The following is an 18,101-nucleotide window of genomic DNA, read 5'->3' on the forward strand; positions in this document are numbered from 1 at the left end:
GCGCGGCGGTGACACATGGCCGCGCATTTTCTTCGCGGGAGATGTTAAAAACTCTGTCGCGACGTTAAAAAAGCGCTTGAAACCTAAATAAAACGCCTCATTTTGGTGGTAATCGAAATTGGAGGTCTCGCATGAGAATCGACAAACTCACCACTAAATTCCAAGAAGCGCTGGCGGACGCGCAGAGTCTCGCGGTCGGCCATGACAATCAATACATCGAACCCGTTCATGTTCTCGCGGCGTTGGTCGCGCAGCAGGACGGGTCCGCGCGCTCGCTGCTTTCGCGCGCCGGCGTGCATGTTCAGGCGCTGCAAACCGCGCTCGACGACGCCATCACGCGTTTGCCGCAGGTGCAAGGCACGGACGGCAACGTGCAGATCGGCCGCGAACTCACGGGTCTGCTGAATCAGGCGGACAAGGAAGCGCAAAAGCTCAACGACACGTTCATCGCAAGCGAAATGTTCCTGCTCGCGATCGCGGACGACAAGGGCGAGGCAGGCCGCCTCGCGCGCCAGCATGGCTTGTCGCGCAAGTCGCTCGAAAGCGCGATTGCCGCTGTGCGTGGCGGCTCACAAGTGCATAGCCAGGACGCCGAAAGCCAGCGCGGGGCGTTGAAGAAGTACACGGTCGACCTGACCGAGCGCGCGCGAGCCGGCAAGCTCGACCCCGTGATCGGGCGTGACGACGAGATCCGCCGTTCCATTCAGATTCTGCAACGCCGCACGAAGAACAATCCGGTGCTGATCGGCGAGCCGGGCGTGGGTAAGACGGCGATCGTCGAAGGGCTCGCGCAGCGGATCGTCAACGGCGAAGTGCCCGAAACGCTAAAGGGCAAGCGCGTGCTGTCGCTCGACATGGCTGCGTTGCTGGCGGGGGCGAAATATCGCGGCGAATTCGAAGAGCGCCTGAAGGCGGTGCTGAACGACATCGCGAAAGACGAAGGGCAAACCATCGTATTTATCGACGAAATTCACACGATGGTCGGCGCGGGCAAGGCCGAAGGCGCGATGGACGCGGGCAACATGCTGAAGCCGGCGCTCTCGCGCGGCGAGCTGCATTGCGTCGGCGCGACCACGCTAGACGAATATCGCAAGTACATCGAAAAGGATGCTGCGCTCGAACGCCGCTTCCAGAAGGTGCTCGTCGACGAGCCGACGGTCGAAGCCACGATCGCGATTCTGCGCGGCTTGCAGGAGAAGTACGAGCTGCACCACGGCGTGGACATCACCGACCCGGCCATTGTCGCGGCGGCGGAACTGTCGCATCGCTACATCACCGATCGTTTCTTGCCGGACAAGGCAATCGACCTGATCGACGAAGCGGCGTCGAAGATCAAGATGGAAATCGACTCGAAGCCCGAAGAGATGGACCGGCTCGACCGTCGCTTGATCCAGTTGAAGATCGAACGCGAAGCCGTCAAGAAGGAAAAGGACGAAGCATCGCAAAAGCGTCTGCAACTGATCGAAGAAGAAATCGAGCGGCTCGACCGCGAATATTCGGACCTCGAAGAAATCTGGACCGCGGAAAAGGCAGCGGTGCAGGGCAGCGCGCAACTGAAGGAAGAGATCGACAAGACGCGCGCCGAGATCACGCGCTTGCAGCGCGAAGGCAAGCTGGAAAAGGTCGCGGAATTGCAATACGGCAAACTCCCGGGCCTCGAGGCGCAGTTGAAGGAAGTCACCCAGGCCGAAGCGAAGGAGCAGAACAACCCGACGCGTCCGCGTCTGTTGCGCACGCAGGTCGGTGCAGAGGAAATCGCGGAAGTCGTGTCGCGCTCTACCGGTATTCCTGTTTCGCGGATGATGCAGGGCGAGCGTGAAAAGCTGCTGCAGATCGAAGACAAGCTGCATGAGCGCGTAATCGGTCAGGACGAGGCGATCAGCGCGGTGGCCGATGCGATCCGCCGCTCGCGCGCGGGTCTGTCGGATCCGAACCGTCCGTACGGTTCGTTCCTGTTCCTCGGGCCGACCGGCGTAGGTAAGACCGAGTTGTGCAAGGCGCTGGCGGCGTTCCTGTTCGATTCGGAAGATCACTTGATCCGCATCGACATGAGTGAATTCATGGAGAAGCACAGCGTCGCGCGTTTGATCGGCGCGCCGCCCGGATATGTGGGCTACGAAGAGGGCGGTTATCTGACGGAAGCCGTGCGCCGCAAGCCGTATAGCGTGATTCTGCTCGACGAAATCGAGAAAGCGCATCCGGACGTGTTCAACGTGCTGCTGCAAGTGCTCGACGACGGCCGCATGACCGATGGCCAGGGCCGTACCGTGGACTTCAAGAACACGGTGATCGTGATGACGTCGAACCTCGGTTCACAGGTCATTCAGGCAATGGTCGGCGAACCGCAGGAAGCGGTGAAAGACGCGGTGTGGGAAGAGGTGAAGCTGCACTTCCGCCCCGAGTTCCTGAATCGTATCGACGACGTCGTGGTGTTCCATGCGCTCGATCGCTCGAACGTGCAGTCCATCGCGCGAATCCAGCTGCAGCGTCTGCACGAGCGGCTCGCGAAGCTCGACATGCAACTTGTGGTGTCGGACGAGGCGTTGGAGCATGTCGGCAAGGTGGGCTACGATCCGCTGTTTGGCGCGCGGCCGTTGAAGCGCGCAATCCAGCAGGAGATCGAGAACCCGGTCGCCAAGCTGATTCTGGCTGGCAAGTTCGGTCCGAAGGACGTCATTCCGGTCGAACTGGAAGATGGCAACCTGGTGTTCGAGCGAGTGGTGCACTAATAGATGTCGTGTGGCGGCGCGTCGTATCAATGCGGCGCGTTCGCCCACGTACTATGTGATTTGAAGCCCGCTACGCCGAGCGACGTGTCACGCTATCTGCACACATGACAAAGCGGCAACGAAGTTACCTTCGTTGCCGCTTTTTTTCGCCTGCTCAATGGACAGGCAAGGTAGTGCTTGCCTCGATCAGCGCGCTAACGCAGTGCCTTTACGCGGTGCCCTTGCCGAACAGCGCGGACAGGCCGCCGAGCGCGCCAAGCACGGTGGTCGCGTTCAGCTTGCCTTCGGCCGGCACTTCGCCGTCTGGCGTTGCCGCGTTGACCACGTGGGGCAGGATCTGCGAGAGCAGGCCGGTGACCTGATCCGGTTGCACGCCGGCTTTGGCGGCAAGTCCGGTGACGGCCTCGGATCCGAGCACGCTGTGCAAAGCGTCGGCTGCAATCGGCTGGTTCTCGCCGTTGCTGACCCACGACGATACGACGTCGCCGAGGCCCTTTTCCTGGAAGCGCTGGATCAGGCCGTTCAGGCCGCCCGGCTGGCTATTGACGAATTCGAGTGCGGCGGCGATCAGCGCTTGCTGGCCGCCGCCTTCGGGCGATTTGCCAACCAGGGAACCGAGGGTGTCGAGTAGGCTCATGACGGTCTCTCTTGAATGCCGACACGTCGATGACGGGTCGGCGGGTGACGCGCCGCGCGGCTGCGCGGCGTCGGGGGCAGGCAGGCGCGTTGCCGGCAGGCGCGGCATGCTCGTCACACGCGGATCGCGCGGATTGCACCCAAACTTCGCTGCTGGCGCTCTGCCTTGCTGGTCTAGTCAGTCTCTGATCCGATTTCTGCGCGTCGGTTCTCTATGCGCCGCCCGAAGCTGCCGTTGCCGACGCGGCCTTGCTCTTCTTCGCTTTCTTCTTCGACGCCTTTGCGCCAGATGCGTCGGCAGGTGAACTGGCTGCCGCGGCGGGTGCGGCGGGTGCAGTGGCAGTGGCCGGCGGCGCGGATGCCGCTGTCGCGTCCGAGGCTGCGGCTTTAGCCTTTTTTTTCGACGACTTCGAAGCTTTTGCGCCTGAAGCGTCGGCAGGGGCGGCCGGGGTTGCGGTCGTAGCAGTAGTGGCCGCGGTTGCAGCGGTGTTGGCCGCAGGCGCGGTCTTCGTCGCCGTGGACTTTGCCGCGGGCTTCGCACCCGTTGGCGGCGCAGAGGAGCCGTTGATCGTCAACCCCGCCGCTTCCAGATTCACTACCGATTTGCTGCCAATGCCTTTGACGCGCATGGCCAGATCGTCGGCGTCCTTGAACGGCCCGTTCTTCGTGCGTTCTTCGATGATCGCTTTCGCATGCACGGGCCCAATGCCCTTCACCGATTCGAGTGCGGCCTGGTCGGCGGAATTCACTTCGACAGCGGACGCGAATCCCGCTGACAGCGAGAACATCAAGGCAACGCACAGCATCACGAGCTTTTTCAGCATGGCAAGCACTCCATTGAGGGCAAAAGTTAGCCGGGAACGGACGACGCGATGTGTCAGCAGGCGCTGCGCTTAAGCATAGGACAAACGCGCGCGCTTATTGGCGACCGCCGACGATTTATACCGGCCGATCAACGGCAAGTAAATCGTCGTGAACAATCTTTAAACCTTTTGCCTCGCAAGAAGGCGGTTGTGAGCCGGATTGCTCGCATCGAACCGCATTGCATCGCCAGCGTAGCTCCGAGGTCGCGTGAGAATGACAGCGCGACGCACTTGACTTAGAGTGCACTCGAAGTTCTAACCTGAGTCCTGTCATGTCGAACACGTCGAACGCACTCACCATCGGGCAGGTCGCCGACACCATCGGCGTCTCAACCCATACGCTGCGCTATTACGAGCAGGCCGGGCTGATCCGCGCGGTTGGCCGCACGCAGGCGGGGCATCGCCTGTATTCGCCGGCCGACCTCGACTGGTTGCGGTTTTTAATGCGCCTCAAAGCCACTGGCATGCCGATCGCCGGCATGCAGGCCTTCGCGGCGTTGCGTGCCGAGGGTCAGCAGACGTTCGGTGCGCGCCGCGATCTTCTAGTAGCGCATCGCGATGCGGTTCTGGCGCGGATTGCCGACTTGCAGGCCAACCTTGGCGCCATCGTCGACAAAATCGCGTATTACGAAGGCGAGGCGGCTGGCCAGACGTTCGCAGCGGATAGTCAGTCACGACGGATCGACGACACGTCATCGTTTTCACACTCGGAAAAGGAAAAGGACTCACCATGGACTACGCGCAAAACGAGCGCTACACGCAAGGCTGGAACAAACTGAGGGAAATCGACGGTTCTGCTGGCGAGCAGGTGATCGCCGCGCTCGCACCGATTGCGCCGGACTTCGGGCGTCTGTTGATCGAATTCGGTTTCGGCGATATCTACAGCCGTCCGCAACTCGATCTGCGCGCGCGGGAGATTGCCACCATCGCGTCGCTTGCGACGCTCGGCTGTGCGCAACCGCAGCTGAAGGTGCATATCGAGGCGGCGCTGAACGTCGGCTGCACGCGCGAGGAAATCGTCGAGGTGTTCATGCAGATGGCCTTGTACGCGGGGTTCCCGGCGGCATTGAACGCGCTGTTCGCCGCGCGCGAGGTTTTCGAGCGCCACGATCAGGGGTTGTCAGAGGTGCGGCCGGAGCGGGGAGAGAACCTGACGCATGCGGGGTGAGCATACGGAACGGGTAGAGAAGCGACGCGCGCCGCTGAAGCGCGCGGTTTGCGCAGACAGGAATTGAGCGGGTTGGTTGTGGATGGCTGTTGGGGGGGCAAGTGTCGATGCCGCCAACGTCGCCCTCAATGTGCCGCTTGGGGCGGCAGCGTCGTGCCTGCGCGCACATGCCGCTTGCTGACCACGCGCCAGTAAAGCAGCAAGCCGATGCCCGCGATCGCAAGACTCGCCGTATTCGCGACCCAGAAGCCGCGCGCTCCCGTCAGCCAGGGCGGGATCGCGCCGGTCACATTGAAGCCGAGCAGGTAACCGCCGCCGAGACCCACGCCCCACAGCGCGACAGCGTAGATCGCGGTCGGCACGACGGCGACCTTGTACGCGCGCAACACGAAAGCGGTGGTGATCTGCAGCGCGTCGAACAGGTGATAGCAAACGACGATCAGCACGAGCGGCAGCGCCGCCGCCACGACTTGCGCGTTTGGCGTATAGCCTTTGATCACGTAGGGTCGCAGCACGAGCAGCACTGCGCCGTAACAGCAGGCGAGGGCGACCGCCATCATGATTCCGTGGCGCGACAACGTGCGGGCGGCCTCCGGGCGGTGCGCGCCGAGCGCCTGAGCCACCAGCGTCGACGAAGCAATGCCGATCGACAGCGGCGTCATATACAACACCGCGCCGATGTTGCCGGCGATCTGGTGCCCTGCGAGCGTCGTCGTGCCGAAGCGCGCAATGAAGAGCGCCATGAAGGTGTACGACGTGACCTCGATCAGATACGACAGTCCCATCGGAATGCCCAGTCGCAGTTGCGCAGCCTGGCGCCGCCAGACGGGCCAGCAGAAGCGCTTGAAGATCGCGAACGGCGTGAAGACGTCGACACGGGTGAGCAGCAACATGCCGACGAGCGCGAGCCCCCAGTTGATCAACGTGCTGGCAAGCGCGCAACCGGGGCCGCCGAGTGCCGGCACGCCGAGGCCGCCGAAAATGAACCACGTATTGAGCGGCACCTTCAGCAACAGCGCGCCGATCTGCAGGATCATCACGAGTCGCGGCTTGCCCACTGCATTGCTGATCGAACCGTAGACGCGAAACACGAGGCCGGCAGGCAGGCCAAATGCGAGTATTCGCAGATACGACACCGTGCGCCCGTGCAGCGCATCGGGCACGCGCGCGAGATGCAGCAGATGGCCGGGAAAGAACAAAATCAGGAAGCCGATGACCGTGAGCGCCAGTGCGAGCCACAGCGATTGCCGGACTTCCTCGCCGATCTCCTGGTAGCGGCGTGCGCCGAACAGTTGCGCGGTGATCGGTTGCAGCGCGGTGAGAATACCGGTCAAGCCGATGTAGACGGAGATGTAAATCGACGAGCCGAGGCCTAGCGCCGCGAGATCGACAGCCGAGTAACGGCCCACCATGGCCGTGTCGATCACGCCGAAAGCGATGATAGCGAGTTGACCGATCAGCACCGGCCACGCGAGCCCGGCGATTTTCCGTACGTCGGCGAGCATGGTCAGCCAGGCTTCTTGTGCCAGCTGCGCCGTTTCACGACTGGCGGCTTCGGACGGTCGATGCGCACATACAAGCGAAAACGTTCGTCGCGGTCGGCCACGCGGCGGCCTTCCCACACCAGCTTCCACACGAAGTCGGACATCGCGCTAGGCTCGCCGAAGTCTTGCGTGTCCTGGCGCAGAATGACGTCGCAATCCTGATTGAACGAGAAGTGCATGTCGCCGAAATACGCGAAGGTCGCAATTTGCGCATTGCCGAGGCGCACCGGCGATATGCAGGTGTAGTCCTCAGGCAAGTGACTCGCGATCTGTTCGGCGACGTCCTTGTAAGTCCGGCTGTAGTTGACGACCGGCAGCCACAAGGTCATCAGTAGTACCCACATGAGCGTCGTGCCGGCGCTCGAGAGCACGACGCTGCGCCATAGCACCTTCGGATGGCGCGCGAGACGCCATTGCACGAGCACGAACCAGCAAATCGTCACCGCAACCGCGCAGACGAACGAGAGTATTTTGAACTGCGGCGCGAAGCCCGGCGCGAGACGCGCGAGGTTGCGCGCGAGCGGATGCGGGAAGCCGGTCAGCCCGGCCACGTACACGAGCCAGACGAAGCTGCCGAGGATCGTGAAACTGAGCAATGCGAACCAGTCGATGGCGTTGATGGCGCCGCGTTTGAGCGTCGGCAGCGCAAAGGTGGCCAGCACTGCGAGCGCGGGCAGCAGCAACATATAAAGCCGGTTCGACTGATGGCTCTGCAATACGACGAGCACGAGCAGCGGCCCGATCACCGAAAGCGGGATCGCGACGTGCGGCGCGCGGCGCAGACCCGACCAGCTGAACCATGCCCATAGCGCGAGAGGCCATGCGGGCCATGTGAAGAGCGGCAGATTTTTCAGCGCGTAAGCCGCGACCGAGCCGGGCGGGCCGGCGAACGAACTCAGGCTGACGTGCACCCACTGGTTCAGATACCAGACGGCGTCGACGGGAAAGGCCCAGAGCGCGGCGATCGGCCACGCGACCGAGAGCGCCAGCGCGATCGGCAGACCCGCGAGCAGCAGCCAGCGCGAGCGCGTCTCGCGGACGATCAACGTCATGGCGAGCGTGCCCAGCAGAAGCGCGCCGACCAGCACTGGGCTGCTCGCGAGCGTGACCAAGCCGATCGCCAGGCCCCAGATCGCCGCGCCCTGAATCGGCTTGTCGATCATTCGCACGAGGCCGTAGACGAGCATCGCGATACACACGAACTGCACCAACTGCGGCGTGGTTTCGTGGCCGCGCTCGGCGAGGCCGAAGCAGGCGAGCAGGATCAGTAGTGCGCCGTCGGCGAGCGTGCGACCGTAGTCGCGAGGTTCCGGCTCGCCGCCGAACGCGTACTTGAACGGCTGGACTTCGGCGCGCCGGCCGAGCAGGTAGGCGGCGTACCAGACAAAAGCGCAGCCCGCGCAAAAAAGCAACCCGGTAACGACTCGGGACGCATTGCTCGCGTCGACCCACGGCGCGAACACGCGGATGGCACTGGCGCCGAGCCAGTAGCCAAGCGGCCCGTCTTCGGTCAGGTACTTGCCGACCAGATTCGGCAGGAGCCAGTCATGCGCACTGCCGTTCGCCATGGTCCACATCACGCCGAAGCCGGCTGCGTCCTCGTTCTTCCACGGATCGCGGCCGAAAAGCCCGAACGACGCGTAGACGATACAGATAGTCAACAGCAGCCAGCGCGGGAGCGCACTGGTCGCGGAAGCAGTGAGGCGAACGACAGGTCTCATGCGGTTTGGGATATTTAATAAGCGAAAGCCGCCACTGGACGGCCGGTCCGGCTGGCATGGCCTTATTGGAGCATCCGGCATTGTAGTCGGGAGCCACTGTGCGCGTCACGGCCGGTAATGGGCTGCAACGGCTTCGAGCGTGCCGTTACACCGAGCCGGCTGTCCACGTGTACGGCGGCTCGACCGCTTGGCCACGTTGGCACCGGCTCTCAAGTTGCGCGCAGGCGACAAAAAAGGGCAGCTCGCGCTGCCCTTCTTTTTGCTGCTTCGCTGCCGGGAGAAAGTGGCCAAATCGGCCTGATTCTGCCCAGCCAGCCAAAGCGGCGGGTATTACTTCGCTGCTGCCTTGCCGGTAGCGCGCGAACCGAACTTCTTGTTGAACTTCTCGACGCGGCCTGCCGTGTCCATGATCTTTTGCTGACCGGTGTAGAACGGATGCGATTCCGACGACACTTCGATCTTGGCGAGCGGGTAGGTCTGGCCGTTGAATTCGGCGGTTTCACGCGTCTGGATGGTCGAGCGCGTCACAAACTTGAAGTCGTTCGACATGTCGACGAACAGGACTTCGCGGTAATTCGGGTGAATGCCTTCTTTCATGATCTTTCCTTTAATCTGGCGGTAGCCAACCCGCGTGCGGCCGCTTGTGCGCGGACTGCATCTAGGCGCGAGCCACTTGCCTGTGGTCGAAAAATGGCGATTATGCCAGAAAATCAGTCGCTTGACGAATTCCATCAGGTGTTTTGCGGCGTTTTGCCAGTAAATCGACTATTGCGGCGGCGCGAACGTCAGGCCGATTCGCGCCGGGTCCTGACGATAATATCGGGCGAGAAGCCGATATAGCTCCGGATACTCCGCTTCGAAAGCTTGTGGCTTGACGAAAAGCGCCTCGCTGCACACCGCGAAAAATTCCGATGGATGATCCGCGGCGTAGGGATCGATCAGCGATTCGCGCTCGAAGCGCGTCCAGCGGCGCTGCGGCACGGCGTCGACGCGGGCGCAGAACTGATCGTAGGCGGCGTCGAACACGTCCGCCCAGGCTTGGGAGTCGAGTGGCGCGTGCCAACGGCGCACGAGCGGCGGATGGCCGTCCGCTTCGCCGTTGAGCATGTCGATCTTGTGCGCGAACTCGTGAATCACCACGTTGTATGCATCCGCGCCGTCCGTCATCTGCGCGTCTTCCCACGACAGGACGACGGGGCCGCCTTCCCACGCTTCGCCGCTCGCGTCGTGCTCGACCTCGTGAACGACGCCGTCTTCGTCCTCGACGGTCTTGCGGATCACGAATTCGCCCGGATACACGATCACGCCGACCCATCCGCGATAAAGATCGAGGCTCAGATTCAGCACAGGCAAGCACGCCTGGGCTGCAATGGCGACGGTCATTGCGTCGGTCAACTCGAGCTCATGCGCGGTCGAGAACTCCTTTTGTGCGATGAAAAGGCTGCTCATCTCGCGCAGGCGCGCGAGATCCGGGGCATCCAGATGCGCGAGGAACGGCAAACCGTCGAGCGTGGCCTGCCACAGGGCATCGCCGATTGCGTAGTCGCGCAGCGCGCGCTCGCGCCGGCGGGCGCCGAGCCATTGGGTGAGTTTCGAAAGCATGGGCCGATGAAACCGTTAGTCGATCTGTTTTTGCCACGCGGCAAAAATACCGCCGCAAATCGCGATGCCGATCAGAAAGTAAAAGCCGTCGAGCGAGGTCAGAAAACTGGCCTGCCGCGCCACCGACCGGCTGATCTCCACGAGCGCAAGGGAATGCGCGTCCGACGACGAACGTCCGGCGGCGGACAAAGTGCGCGTGAGCGCGGCAAGCGAGTCCTGAAACAATGGATTGTACGGATTCACGAACTCCACGAGTCGGGCCTGATGTATCGCCTGCCGATGCTGCTCGACGATGATCACCGACGCGGTGGCGAAGGAGATCGTGAGTTGCCGCACGATGTTTTTCAACCGGTAACCGTGCGTGAATTCCTCGATCGCGAAGATCCTGAAGGTCAGATTCGCGACCGGCAGCACGATGAACAGCAACAGCAGGCCGCGCAACAGAAGCGGCCCCACCAGCGCCGCTTCGCCGACGGACGGCGACATGCGGGTCATCCACGCGGCCGTGAGCGCGGCGATGGCGAAGCCCGGCACGATGATCCACTTCTTGCGCGTCAGAAGTTTTGCGAAGCGCAGGTAGATGAAGAGCGCGCTCGCGGAATCAGCGACGTGACGCCGACGAGTTGCCCGGCGTTCTCTATCGGGTAGCCGAGACCGCTTTCGAGCAAACGCGAAATCAGATAGCTAAACGCGGTCGACAGATAGTAATAGAACATGTACACGAGACCGACCTGGAACACCTTCTCGCGCAATGCGTGCAGGCGCATGAGCGGCGCGGGGTGATGCCATTGGTGATATGCGAACCAGCCGAGCGCGACGATGCCGGCGAGTGTGAGCAGGATCAGACCGGGCGATGCGCTGAACAACTGGAAGCGCACTTGCTGCATGACGATTTGCAGTGCGCCTTGCGCAAAGGCAAACACGATGTAAGGCCAGAAGTGTGCTGAACCGCGCTCCTCGGGCAGACAGTTGCCCGCGTCGGGCAGTGCTAGCACGGCGAGAACCATGAACAGCACGCCGACGGGCGCGGTGCAGGCGAAGAGTGCGCGCCAGCCGAAGTACGAAACCAGCTGGCCACCGATCAACGACGCGAGCGCGCTGCTCAGCACGATCAGGATCAGGAACGCCCGGGTTGCAGCGGGGCGTTGTTTGGGCGTGAAACTCATCTGGATCAGAATGCGGCATGTGCCCATCATCGGGCCGATGAAGTAGCCCTGAAAGCCGCGCGCGAACGCCAGTTCGACCGACGATTCGCACAGCGCGGCCGCTACGGCACCCACCGCGTAGAAGAGCATGCAACCGGCGACATAGCGCCGGTATCCGAAGCGCTCGACCCACCATTCCTGCTGCAGGATGCCCAGTACTGCAGCCACCGCGTAGGCGCTCGAAGCCCACACGAGTTCGTCCGGCGACGCGTTCACGCCGCCGGCGATATAACTCGCGAAAAACGAAAAAATCGAGTTGTCGAAATAGTCGAGACCCGTGACGACCGCGAGCACCCAAGGGAACACATCGCCACGCAGTTTGTCCACGCCGGGCCACCGGGTGCGAGGCCATGCTGTGCTCATGACCGCTCGCGCGCAGTCGACGCACGCGTTTTGTTCCCGCGCTTCGCAGCGGGTCTTGTGCCGGCTTCCTTGCGTTTGACGGTCTTAAGCGCTTGAGGGTCTTCACGGCCTTTGGCGGTCTTCGAAGCTTCTGCGCCTTTCGACAGCGCGTTGCGGCGTTGTTCGAGCAGGGCGTCCGCGTTTTCGCCCGCTAGACGGCGCTTCAGATAATCGAGGTCCGGACTCAATTCGTCGCGCAGCTTCTGCGCTTCCCTGAGCTCCCGGCGCATGGCTTGAATGCGTGCGTCGAGTGCGTCCACCTGTCCAGCGATCGCGCCGTGAATCTGTTGCAGGGATTCCGTTGAGAACCGGTGTCCGCCCCCGACCGGTTCGAGCGGCCGTTTGAGCATTTCAGTAATGCCGTGCAGCGAGAAACCCAACGAACGCAAACGCAGGATGCGCCCGAATCGCTGTAAGTCGTTGTCGTCGTAAAGACGGTAGCGGCCTTCGCTGCGTGCGGGCGATACAAGCCCACGCTCCTCATAGTATTTCAACGTGCGAGGCGTGACGCCGAGGCGCTCGGCCGCGTCACGGACGGTAAGCAGGGCGGGTGAGTCGTTCGACATGAGCATGGCCTGACAGAAACGTCGTCAGATTTTACTCCAACGTGTACGTTCACGTATAGGTTGGAGCGTAGGGCTGAATTGCTCGAGTCGAAGCCGCGCTATTGCAGAGTTGCTGGGCGAAAAAAAACCGCTCGTCGGTGACGAGCGGTTTTCTCATGCGGTGCGCAGGCGCAGCTTTTAACTGCCGCCGCCACGGCGCATCATGTCGAAGAACTCGGAGTTGCTCTTCGTCTGGCGAATTTTGTCGAGCAGGAATTCCATGGACTCGACTTCGTCCATGTCGTGAATGAACTTGCGCAACACCCAGATTTTTTGCAGCACTTCGGGCTTGATCAGCAATTCTTCGCGACGCGTGCCGGACTTGTTCAAATTGATCGACGGGTACACGCGCTTTTCTGCAAGACGGCGCTCGAGGTGCACTTCCATGTTGCCGGTGCCCTTGAATTCTTCGTAAATCACATCGTCCATGCGGCTGCCGGTTTCGATCAGCGCCGTGCCGATGATGGTGAGCGAGCCGCCTTCTTCGATATTGCGCGCCGCGCCGAAGAAGCGCTTCGGGCGTTGCAATGCGTTGGCATCCACGCCGCCTGTGAGCACCTTGCCCGAAGCCGGCACGACCGTGTTGTACGCACGCGCGAGACGCGTAATCGAGTCGAGCAGAATGACCACGTCGTTCTTCATTTCGACGAGGCGCTTGGCTTTTTCGATCACCATTTCGGCGACCTGCACGTGACGCGCGGCGGGTTCGTCGAACGTGGAGGCGATCACTTCGCCGGCCACCGAACGCTGCATTTCCGTCACTTCTTCAGGACGCTCGTCGATCAGCAGCACGAACAGTACGACGTCGGGATGGTTCTGCTTGATGGCGTGCGCGATGTGCTGAAGCATCACGGTCTTGCCGGACTTGGGCGACGCAACCAGTAAGCCGCGCTGGCCTTTGCCGATCGGCGCGATCATGTCGATGATGCGGCCGGTGACGTTCTCTTCACCGCGCATTTCACGTTCGAGCAGCAGCACCTTGTTCGGGTGCAGCGGCGTCAGGTTTTCGAACATGATCTTGTGCTTCGACGCCTCCGGCGGCTGGCCGTTGACCTTGTCGACCTTCACCAGCGCGAAATAGCGCTCGCCGTCTTTCGGCGTACGCACTTCACCTTCGATCGTGTCGCCCGTATGCAGGTTGAAGCGGCGGATTTGCGACGGGCTGATGTAAATGTCATCCGTGCTGGCGAGATAGGACGTTTCCGGCGACCGCAGGAAGCCGAAGCCGTCCGGCAGCACTTCAAGCGTGCCGTCGCCGAAGATCGTGTCGCCAGTTTTGGCTCGTTTTTTTAGAATGGCGAACATCAATTCCTGCTTGCGCAGGCGGTTCGCACTTTCGATCTCGAGGCCATTGGCCATCTCGATCAATTCGGACACGTGCAGAGTCTTAAGCTCGGATAAATGCATACGGAGAACCCGCAGGAGAAGGTGCGACGAAATGGAATCTGGGAGGAGAAGTGAGCGGAACCGCTCAAGGACTTACACGTCTTTTCGACGTTTTGCGGATTCTAGCATAGCACACGCCAGTTTCCGCCAGTGGGGCGCTACGGCATCTTTCTTGTAGGAAACGTTGCCGCCCCACAACAGGACAGACGAGGCGCGCGCGGGTCCGGTAGACCTCGCGGCGCGCCCGCGCGACCGTTTTACAGGTTACCGTCGAGGAACGCGGTGAGTTGCGACTTCGACAATGCGCCGACCTTCTGTGCAGCGACAGCGCCGTTCTTGAACAGGATCAGCGTGGGGATGCCGCGCACGCCGAACTTGACCGGCGTCGACTGATGTTCGTCGACGTTGATCTTCGCGATTTGCAGGCGATCGGCGTAATCCTTCGCGACTTCGTCGAGGATCGGCGCGATCATCTTGCACGGACCGCACCATTCAGCCCAGAAGTCGAGCAGCACGGGTTTATCGGATTTCACGACGTCCTGTTCGAACGATGCGTCGCTAATATGCTTGATTTGTTCGCTCATTGTATGAATACCTCTATCGGTTCGAGGCCCGCCTGAATTGCTCGCCACGATACGTCAAAACCTAGGGAAACTTCCGTTCGCTTAGCCGCACTCCGAACCCCACCGCCTGCGCGCGAAAAGTCGGAGACCGGTCGGCGTGGGCGGAAGGCTCGCGCTTGCGGGTCATCCGTACGGCAGTTTAGCTTAATTCGCTATGCGTTGCCGGGGGCGATAGTACTCATCAGGGGCAGTGGGGCCGACGGCTGCCGATGAAGTGCCATCGTGTTTCATCAACCAATACGTAGCCTATGTGGAGGTCCGGCGATGAAACTCAAGTACGCGGCGCAAGCCGTGTGGCGAGACGGGAACGGCGGCGGCTCGATGCGCGATTTGCGCTTTGATCGTCGCTTTGATTGCATTAACAGTCGCGCGAAGAGCCAGGCGGTGATAGAATGTTTCGTGACGGGCCTCCTCGCATGGAGGGATGGTCAACCTGGTCAGGTCGGGAACGAAGCAGCCACAGCCGTTTTCCACCAGTGCCGAGGGTCAGGCTCGTCACCTTCCTCTTTCTGTTCGTTCTGTTTTTCTCCCCTTGCGCTCGCTTTGACCGCGTCTGTTCCAGATGCCGGTTACTTATGTGCTGTTTTTCGCGCTGCACGTATGCCCATTCGCTCCGCGCCTTCAACCATACGGCTGTGCACGTCGCGCGGACGATGTGCAACGACGCTCGGCGCTGTCGCCAATATATTTTTCTATCGCTCCATTAGCCGCTTTCAATCGCGCAGTTCAATCTGGCGGCCACGCGCGTTGGCGCCGGGTCGCGAATCGGTTTTGCACGGCATTGTTACTGATACAATTTCCCGATGACCTATCAAGTTCTCGCACGCAAATGGCGGCCGAAAGATTTCGCGTCGCTCGTCGGACAGGAGCACGTGGTGCGCGCGCTCACGCACGCGCTCGACGGCGGCCGTCTACATCACGCGTATCTTTTTACCGGCACGCGTGGCGTCGGCAAGACGACGCTGTCACGTATCTTCGCCAAAGCGCTGAACTGCGAAACGGGCGTGACTTCCACGCCGTGCGGAGTCTGCCGGGCCTGCCGTGAAATCGACGAAGGGCGCTTTGTCGATTACGTCGAGATGGACGCGGCGAGTAATCGCGGCGTCGACGAAATGGCGGCGTTGCTGGAGCGCGCGGTGTACGCGCCGGTCGATGCACGTTTCAAGGTCTACATGATCGACGAAGTGCACATGCTCACGAACCACGCCTTCAACGCAATGTTGAAGACGCTGGAAGAGCCGCCGCCGCACGTGAAGTTCATTCTCGCTACCACCGATCCGCAGAAAATTCCGGTCACGGTGCTATCGCGTTGTCTGCAATTCAATCTGAAGCAGATGCCGGCCGGCCACATCGTCTCGCACCTCGAACACATTCTGGGCGAAGAAAATGTGCCGTACGAGGCCCAGGCGTTGCGCCTGCTCGCGCGCGCTGCCGACGGTTCGATGCGCGACGCGCTTTCGCTGACCGACCAGGCTATCGCGTATTCGGCTAATCAGGTGAATGAAGAGGCCGTGCGAGGCATGCTCGGCGCGCTCGATCAAAGCTACCTGATCCGGCTGCTCGATGCGCTCGCCGAAGGTGACGGCGCGGCTGTGCTGTCGGTTGCCGACGAAATGGCGCTGCGCAGTCTGTCGTTCTCGAGCGCGTTGCAGGATCTCGCGAGCCTGTTGCATCGCATCGCTTGGGCTCAGTTTGCACCGTCGTCGGTACTGGACGAGTGGCCGGAGGCGGCCGACCTGCGCCGCTTTGCCGAGACGCTCAGCGCCGAACAGGTGCAGCTGTTCTATCAGATTGCGACGATCGGCCGGAGCGAGCTCGGTCTCGCGCCCGACGAATACGCCGGTTTCACGATGACTCTGCTGCGCATGCTCGCGTTCGAGCCTGCTCCAACGGGCGGCGGCGGAGCTGCTGGACCTGGTCGGCAGGCTGGTCAGACAGGCGCGAGCGGAGGAAAGCGGGTGGGGACGCCCGCGGTAGCGGCGGCGGGTTTGTCGGCGGCTGATGCTGCGCCGCCCGTGCGGCTGGCGACGGGCCCGCGCGGCGCGGTTTCCCCGGCTGAGCCGGCTCGTGAGCCGGGACCCGTTGCCGGGGCTGCCGGAGGTGCGCCTGCAAGCGCCGGTCAGAGGCAGGACGTCGCGAGAAGCACACAAGCTGTGTCAGCCTCCCGCGACGTCGCTCAACACACGGCTCAAGAGCCGGTCCCGATCCCGAACGAAGCGAATACTCCCCCTACGTCTGCGCGCGTCGATGTGCCCGCGCCGGCCGCGGGAACGTCCGCCGCTTCGGAACGTACGACAGCGCGTGCGCTGGCTCCATGGGACGATGAGCCCGCTGCGTCTGCCGCGAACCAGGCGACCGCCCCGAGTGCTGTCGACGCAGCGTCCGCGTCCGCTTCAGTGCCCGCCGAACCCGCGCCGACGCCCGCATCAGCGAATACGCCCGCTGCGCACGCATCGGAATCCACGTCGGCGGAAACAGCGTCTTTGGAAAACACGCCGCCCGTCACGGTCAGCGCACCGGCTGCTGCCGCCTTCGCGCGCGCGAGCGAAGCCGCGACCGCGGCGGATTCGAATGAAGCGGCCCAACCCGCGCCTGCGACGCTGCCCGACGCACCGCCGCGCCGTGCGGGCGGCGCGAGCGCCGCGCTCGACGTTTTGCGCAGCGCTGGCCTGAAGGTGTCATCCGACCGTGGCCGCGCGAACGCTGCGTCGACCCCGAAGCCTGCGGCGTCCGCCAACGCGAGTCCGGCCGCGCCGAAGCCGGCCGCGCCGAAGCCGGCCGCGCCGCGCGTGGTGGTTCCCGTGCCAACGCCCGGCGCGCCGCGTGGCGCGGCACAGCCGGAGTCCGCGTCGGGCGCCCGCGCGTCAGCAGCAGCGGCGGCGCCGGCGCAATCGGCGGCGCGCAAAGAGTCGCAGCCGAACGGCTCGGCGGTGCCTCCGTGGGACGACGTGCCGCCCGACGACTATGTGCCGCTGTCGGCATCGGACGACGGCTACTACGGGCCGCCCGACGACAACTACATGCCCGTGTTCGACAGCGGGCCTGACGACGTCCGCGTGAGCGCGCCGGCGCCCGCGTCGACGCCGGTCGTCGATAAGCGTCCGCTGCCTCCCGCCGTGCCGCTCGATCCGCTCGGGTTCAAAGGCGACTGGCCTGCGCTCGCCGTCGACCTGCCGCTCAAGGGCATTTCGTATCAGCTCGCGTTTAACAGCGAACTGATGGCGCTCGAAGGCAATACCCTGAAACTGAACGTGCCCGTGCCCCAGTACGCGGAAGCTTCGCAGGTTGCGAAACTGAAGAGCGCGCTGGCCGAAAAACTGGGCCAGCATGTCGACGTGCAGGTCGAAGTCGGCCCGGCGCGCCGCACGGCAGCCGCTCACGACGCCGCCATGCGGGCGCAACGTCAGCAGGAAGCGGAGCGCGAAATCGGCGCCGATCCGTTCGTGCAGTCGCTGATCCGCGAGTTCGGCGCGAGCATCGTGCCGGGCTCGATCCGCCCGATTAGTTCGATTAATCCGGACGCCGGCCCGAACGGCGCTTCCTCGGTTCACTGATTCGCTGCGCGATCACGCCGGAACACACTGGGGCGCGCGCGATTTTCGAATTTCACGCTATCA

13 protein-coding genes, 1 other RNA gene and 1 pseudogene are annotated in these 18,101 nt (G+C 62.7%); 5 read left to right on the forward strand and 10 right to left on the reverse strand.

What is annotated here, in order from left to right; genetic code table 11:
* Positions 1-131 precede the first annotated feature (131 nt).
* Complete coding sequence (gene clpB / locus OH764_RS06970) at positions 132-2,729, forward strand: ATP-dependent Clp protease ATP-binding subunit (protein WP_498848509.1); 2,598 nt, start codon at positions 132-134, stop codon at positions 2,727-2,729.
* A 208-nt stretch (positions 2,730-2,937) separates the two neighbouring features.
* Here the strand turns inward: clpB and OH764_RS06975 are convergent, their stop codons facing one another.
* Both OH764_RS06975 and OH764_RS06980 read right to left on the reverse strand, forming a co-directional pair.
* Positions 2,938-3,366, reverse strand: coding sequence for a YidB family protein (locus OH764_RS06975; protein ID WP_027778431.1), 429 nt, complete (start codon positions 3,364-3,366; stop codon positions 2,938-2,940).
* Positions 3,367-3,577: 211 nt separating this feature from the next.
* Entirely contained in the window at positions 3,578-4,189 is a 612-nt protein-coding gene (locus OH764_RS06980) for a ComEA family DNA-binding protein (RefSeq protein ID WP_498848510.1), read from the reverse strand.
* Positions 4,190-4,500: 311 nt separating this feature from the next.
* Between OH764_RS06980 and OH764_RS06985 the strand changes: the two genes are divergently transcribed.
* A complete protein-coding gene (locus OH764_RS06985) occupies positions 4,501-5,007 on the forward strand; it encodes a MerR family transcriptional regulator (RefSeq protein WP_498848511.1) in 507 nt (168 codons plus the stop codon).
* Positions 4,959-5,396 carry a carboxymuconolactone decarboxylase family protein gene (locus tag OH764_RS06990; RefSeq protein WP_498848512.1) on the forward strand — a complete coding sequence of 146 codons (438 nt, stop codon included), beginning with the start codon at positions 4,959-4,961 and terminating at the stop codon, positions 5,394-5,396. Before OH764_RS06985 ends, OH764_RS06990 begins: the two co-directional genes overlap by 49 nt.
* A gap of 125 nt (positions 5,397-5,521) precedes the next feature.
* Here OH764_RS06990 and OH764_RS06995 read toward each other — a convergent pair whose 3' ends face one another.
* From OH764_RS06995 to trxA, 8 genes and pseudogenes are all read right to left on the reverse strand, one after another.
* Complete coding sequence (locus OH764_RS06995; RefSeq protein WP_498848513.1) at positions 5,522-6,901, reverse strand: MATE family efflux transporter; 1,380 nt, start codon at positions 6,899-6,901, stop codon at positions 5,522-5,524.
* A 2-nt stretch (positions 6,902-6,903) separates the two neighbouring features.
* Entirely contained in the window at positions 6,904-8,661 is a 1,758-nt protein-coding gene (locus OH764_RS07000) for an ArnT family glycosyltransferase (protein WP_498848514.1), read from the reverse strand.
* A gap of 330 nt (positions 8,662-8,991) precedes the next feature.
* Positions 8,992-9,258 carry a 50S ribosomal protein L31 gene (locus OH764_RS07005; RefSeq protein ID WP_498848515.1) on the reverse strand — a complete coding sequence of 89 codons (267 nt, stop codon included), beginning with the start codon at positions 9,256-9,258 and terminating at the stop codon, positions 8,992-8,994.
* A gap of 168 nt (positions 9,259-9,426) precedes the next feature.
* The gene (locus tag OH764_RS07010) at positions 9,427-10,263 is read right to left on the reverse strand and encodes a M90 family metallopeptidase (protein WP_498848516.1); all 837 of its coding nucleotides are present in this window, start codon (positions 10,261-10,263) and stop codon (positions 9,427-9,429) included.
* Between the two features lie 15 nt (positions 10,264-10,278).
* Positions 10,279-11,831 (reverse strand): annotated as a pseudogene (locus tag OH764_RS07015) (MFS transporter).
* The gene (locus tag OH764_RS07020) at positions 11,828-12,436 is read right to left on the reverse strand and encodes a MerR family transcriptional regulator (protein WP_498848517.1); all 609 of its coding nucleotides are present in this window, start codon (positions 12,434-12,436) and stop codon (positions 11,828-11,830) included. The pseudogene OH764_RS07015 and the gene OH764_RS07020 overlap by 4 nt, the downstream one beginning before the upstream one ends.
* A 177-nt stretch (positions 12,437-12,613) precedes the next feature.
* Positions 12,614-13,882 carry a transcription termination factor Rho gene (gene rho, locus OH764_RS07025; RefSeq protein WP_006048863.1) on the reverse strand — a complete coding sequence of 423 codons (1,269 nt, stop codon included), beginning with the start codon at positions 13,880-13,882 and terminating at the stop codon, positions 12,614-12,616.
* Between the two features lie 236 nt (positions 13,883-14,118).
* On the reverse strand, positions 14,119-14,445 hold the full coding sequence (gene trxA, locus OH764_RS07030) for a thioredoxin TrxA (protein ID WP_006048864.1): 327 nt from the start codon (positions 14,443-14,445) through the stop codon (positions 14,119-14,121).
* Between the two features lie 440 nt (positions 14,446-14,885).
* On the opposite strand from trxA, the gene ffs reads away from it, so the two are divergent.
* Positions 14,886-14,984, forward strand: an RNA gene (gene ffs, locus OH764_RS07035) — signal recognition particle sRNA small type.
* A gap of 303 nt (positions 14,985-15,287) precedes the next feature.
* Positions 15,288-18,038 (forward strand): DNA polymerase III subunit gamma/tau, encoded by a 2,751-nt coding sequence (gene dnaX / locus OH764_RS07040; RefSeq protein ID WP_498848518.1) that lies wholly within the window; start codon positions 15,288-15,290, stop codon positions 18,036-18,038.
* Positions 18,039-18,101: the final 63 nt, after the last annotated feature.

Source organism: Burkholderia sp. M6-3, from assembly GCF_050858985.1.
Taxonomy (GTDB): Bacteria; Pseudomonadota; Gammaproteobacteria; order Burkholderiales; family Burkholderiaceae; genus Paraburkholderia; species Paraburkholderia caledonica.

Excerpts from the sequence above, each read along its gene's own strand:
- OH764_RS06995 (WP_498848513.1), bottom strand. The coding sequence starts at position 6,901 with ATGCTCGCCGACGTACGGAAAATCGCCGGGCTCGCGTGGCCGGTGCTG.
- OH764_RS07020 (WP_498848517.1), bottom strand. The coding sequence starts at position 12,436 with ATGTCGAACGACTCACCCGCCCTGCTTACCGTCCGTGACGCGGCCGAG.
- clpB (WP_498848509.1), top strand. The coding sequence starts at position 132 with ATGAGAATCGACAAACTCACCACTAAATTCCAAGAAGCGCTGGCGGAC.
- rho (WP_006048863.1), bottom strand. The coding sequence starts at position 13,882 with ATGCATTTATCCGAGCTTAAGACTCTGCACGTGTCCGAATTGATCGAG.
- OH764_RS07005 (WP_498848515.1), bottom strand. The coding sequence starts at position 9,258 with ATGAAAGAAGGCATTCACCCGAATTACCGCGAAGTCCTGTTCGTCGAC.
- OH764_RS06980 (WP_498848510.1), bottom strand. The coding sequence starts at position 4,189 with ATGCTGAAAAAGCTCGTGATGCTGTGCGTTGCCTTGATGTTCTCGCTG.
- OH764_RS07010 (WP_498848516.1), bottom strand. The coding sequence starts at position 10,263 with ATGCTTTCGAAACTCACCCAATGGCTCGGCGCCCGCCGGCGCGAGCGC.
- OH764_RS07000 (WP_498848514.1), bottom strand. The coding sequence starts at position 8,661 with ATGAGACCTGTCGTTCGCCTCACTGCTTCCGCGACCAGTGCGCTCCCG.
- dnaX (WP_498848518.1), top strand. The coding sequence starts at position 15,288 with ATGACCTATCAAGTTCTCGCACGCAAATGGCGGCCGAAAGATTTCGCG.
- OH764_RS06975 (WP_027778431.1), bottom strand. The coding sequence starts at position 3,366 with ATGAGCCTACTCGACACCCTCGGTTCCCTGGTTGGCAAATCGCCCGAA.
- OH764_RS06990 (WP_498848512.1), top strand. The coding sequence starts at position 4,959 with ATGGACTACGCGCAAAACGAGCGCTACACGCAAGGCTGGAACAAACTG.
- OH764_RS06985 (WP_498848511.1), top strand. The coding sequence starts at position 4,501 with ATGTCGAACACGTCGAACGCACTCACCATCGGGCAGGTCGCCGACACC.
- trxA (WP_006048864.1), bottom strand. The coding sequence starts at position 14,445 with ATGAGCGAACAAATCAAGCATATTAGCGACGCATCGTTCGAACAGGAC.